2 protein-coding genes are annotated in these 3,781 nt (G+C 53.4%); one reads left to right on the top strand and one right to left on the bottom strand.

The features are described from left to right. A partial coding sequence (locus WBC85_RS01925) for a hypothetical protein (RefSeq protein WP_424432996.1) occupies positions 1 to 2,437 on the top strand: 2,437 nt, incomplete at its 5' end. A 706-nt stretch (positions 2,438 to 3,143) separates the two neighbouring features. On the opposite strand, the gene WBC85_RS01930 is transcribed toward WBC85_RS01925, so the two are convergent. Continuing rightward, positions 3,144 to 3,278: a hypothetical protein gene (locus WBC85_RS01930; RefSeq protein WP_424432997.1), complete on the bottom strand. Its 135-nt coding sequence runs from the start codon at positions 3,276 to 3,278 to the stop codon at positions 3,144 to 3,146. Between the last annotated feature and the right edge of the window lie 503 nt (positions 3,279 to 3,781).

Here is a 3,781-nt window from a genome sequence, read left to right on the forward strand (position 1 = left end):
GCGCAGAACCCTTGCGACGGTGCTGACCGAAGATGCCGATCTGCGCAAAGAACTTGGTGACGATCTGGGTGCCGAGGAAAACTACAAGGAAGCGCACGCGATAACGCGGAGTATTGCCGACGGCGATCCGGACGACATCAGCAAGCGCGAGGAAGTACTCCTTTCCGCTTGGAAACTCGCCGCATTTGCCCAGAGCCAGAATGACGACGAAACCTTTCGAAATATCGCGGCCCAGACGCTTGCCGATGCGGAAAACCTGCTCAAAGCGCACCCCACCATCAGCAAACTGAAATTTGCTGTAGCATATGCGCAGCGCGTGATGGCCCAAGCGTCTTTCAACAATGACCGCGACGCGTTTGTGCGCCATTCTGAAGCCGCATGCGCGGGTTACGCAGCTTTGGTGCGCGCCAATCCAGAGAATTTTGAGAACTGCAGTCATGAACTCTACTCCCGGCTTTTACATGCCGAAGGGTTGGCCGACATCGGACGCGGCAAGGTGGCAATGGCGCGGGTAAAGGAGGTTCTGGCCGACCTCGACACGCTGGGGGATACGCCTGAAAAAGCGGGACGGTTGTCTGGTCAAAAATCGGCGTGCCTCAAGGTGCTGTCGGCCATCCACCACACTTTTGGGGAATTTGATGCCGCGCATGCCGCGCACCTCGAAGCGCTGGAAATCGTGCGCGCGCGTTACGAGGAGGCCCCGGCCATCACCGCTCGCCGGGCGAACTTTGTTCGTTTGCTGACAGAATATGGTGACCTGCTGAAAGCTGCGAACCGAACGGAAGACGCACGCACTTGCTATCAAGAAGCATTGGATTTGTACAATGATAGGTCCAACGCGCCGAAGCAAACAGAACAGACCAATCGGTTGGTCGCCCTGTCCCGACTAGGAGATTGTGCAAATGCTATGGGCAATTCCGAACTGGCAGGCCAGTACCGCGCGGAATGCCTTGGAATCGTCGAAGCCCAGGCGGAGGAGGAAAGGAACTATACAGCGCAGTCGAACCTTTCCAAGGCCTACTTGGCCGAAGCAACGGAGAGCATTCGGGTTGGCCAGTGGGCTGAGGCCGAGACCTGGATCGCCAAATCAAAGGAGGTTTCGCGCAAAGTAACGGAACCAAAGAACGCAAGACAACTTCAGCAGCGTTTGGCAGATGCAGAGCTCGAAATCGCACTGCACAACGGTGACAAAGCAGAAAGCAGGAAGTATATAGATATGCTGGTTGCTATGGCCGCTGAGAATGAAGCCGAGCAGTCAACCCTCACTGGACAACTCAACCTTTGCGACTTGCTGATCCGGCAAGCAAGCCTGCACGACGAATACGGGCAGGATAATCCTATCATCCCGCGAGCGCTTGCCGCCCTGACCGCCGCAGATTCCTGTTTTGCGGGCAATGAACTTGCGCGGTCATCTTTGGTATCGGTCTGGGAGCGGATGGGGCATCTCTATGGGTCGGTAGGCCAGCTCTCTAATGCTATAGCGGCCTTTGAAAAGGCGCTGGCGCTGCGCTCACAGGAAGATCATACCGAAAAACCATTGGGGGTTGCAAATACCCGCATTGCCCTTTCAGAGATTTTGTTCGCGGCTGATGATATCGACCGTGCCCAGCAGGAACTTGCAAAGGTTGAGGCGCTCATCCCGGCAATCAGGAACTTCTATGATCTGCCGCGGTTTGCGATCTACCAAGAGTATAAGGTTGCACACATTAGTGCCGCAATCGCGATGTTTTTGGGCGACATGGCTCGGGCTCGCGAGCATGCAAGCCAAGCTGAGGCTGCTGCACATGCGCTTGAGATGGAGTTGCCAAACCATGGCGATCCGTTCTTGCACCTCTTCAACGCCATCGACCATGAGATTGAAGCACTATGGATCGAACAGGCCATGGACCGTGCAGAGCCTATCTATGAGCGTCTTTACGAGATGTCAGAAAAGGCGGACGAAATCTTTGCAAATGACCGCGTTGCCGAAGACATTAGGGCCTATTTGGCGCTGGTCCGAAGCCGGATCGACAATGCGGCTGGTAAGCACGCTGAGGCGAAGAAAGCTGCGCAGGATGGCGTCGAAGTTGTCCAACGTAGTTACGAAAACCATGCAGCCGCGTTTCGCAAAACCAATCTGGGCAGATTGCGGTCTGCCGCAGCAAATGCCTTTATCGCACTTGGAGATGTTCAGAGCGCAGTGGCATTTCAACGAGATGCGGTTGCCGATTTTGAGTTTGTAAATTCACATGCGCCCGAGGTCAAAGAGAACGCACGCCGCCACCTGCGCAGCCTTTTTGACCTGGCACGACTGACCGATGACGAAGACTGTTTCGATCAGGTCGCTCTGAAAAAACGAAATCTGGAGGAGACTGGAAGCCTGCCAAAGCACTATTTTTGGGTTAAAGAATTAAATCTGGAAGAACGCCTAACAATACGGGCTGAGAGATCCAATTGATATCGGAGAATTTGCATTTCGATGCAGCGAAATGTCCATGCCATCATTGATCCCGACAAACAGACTTCCTTCGCCCTTTTCATTTGCCCGTTCTGTTAGTGGTGCGGGTGGCGGGCGGTGATACGGTACATTGAGAACTATGCTGGCGCAGGAACCATCGAATGAAAACTCAAAGCGCCAAATTAGGTATTTCACTTAATCGCATGGTCCCGGGGTAGCACTGTAACGATTGCCTTTGCCCTTGATAGAATTATGGCCGCTTCGTCCGGCGTTCTGTGAATTTACGGTTTCAGCTTTTTTGCGTGCTGCCTGAATGGCCGCAATTCCTGCCGCGTCGCAAATAAGATTATCACGCTGGTGCAGCGAGAATTTTTCTGCGTGTGCGCGCAGCAAGAATTTGACACTTCCGTTGTGGGCTCGAAGCCGACTTTCGCCGCACATGTCACGAACGGCCGCTGTCGGACAAAAACCCCTGGTCACAATGTGTAGGGCAAAAACGGTCGAATTTGGAACGATTCCGCAGGTCAACCGGTGATGGAATTCGACAGGGCGACGGCGTAACGGTGCCCACGTGCACTATTGGCGGCAGAGAGGACAAAATTGCCGTTTGCTGCACCTGCGCCAATGGCCGCCATTGAAAGCATGAATTGCTTCAAGTGCCGACAGGGTTCATTACCCTAAATGTGGTCAGGATTTGGGGGGCAGATTAGTTTTGCAGAACCATCATCGCAGCCTTGAAGTGTGCCTCCATCATCCGTTTCACCACCACTGCCTCCGCCCGTATTGTCCAGCTGCGGTTCAGGCGGAAGAACGCCGTCAGGAACAAATCCATCGGGGTCAAAAGGTCCAACTCCGGGTGTGGGAGGGATTGGCGGCAGTGGTGTCGGGCCAGGCATGTCTATATAAACGCTGGGGCCTTCTTCGAGGCCGATTTCTAGATTTGGATCACTACCTATTGACGGCCCACTACTTGTTACTCCTAAGCCGGGCGTCCTTGAAAGAATAGTAGTAGTAGTGTGTACGGGTTCCAGTTCTTCGTCTACTTCATCCTGTGAAAGAAGTGGATTCATACTCATTAGCAATACCATCAGGGACAAAAATATTGAGCGCATATTCGTTACCTCCTACAACTACCAAATGGATGTTGTTCCAATAGCATCTGAGCAGTTCCTTCCTCCAAGCTTTGTTACATTTACCACTTCTCGGATAAAATGTTAAGCAACGCGATTTCGCGCTCCGGCTGAACGGCAGCGGGAAGATTGCAACTCTGATCGCCAAGCCCTCAACAATTGCCGCCGCCATTATGGGCTTGGAACCGACCTTGACCAATTACCCATTTGAGAT

This window comes from Planktotalea sp. (assembly GCF_049680325.1).
Lineage (GTDB): Bacteria > Pseudomonadota > Alphaproteobacteria > Rhodobacterales > Rhodobacteraceae > Planktotalea.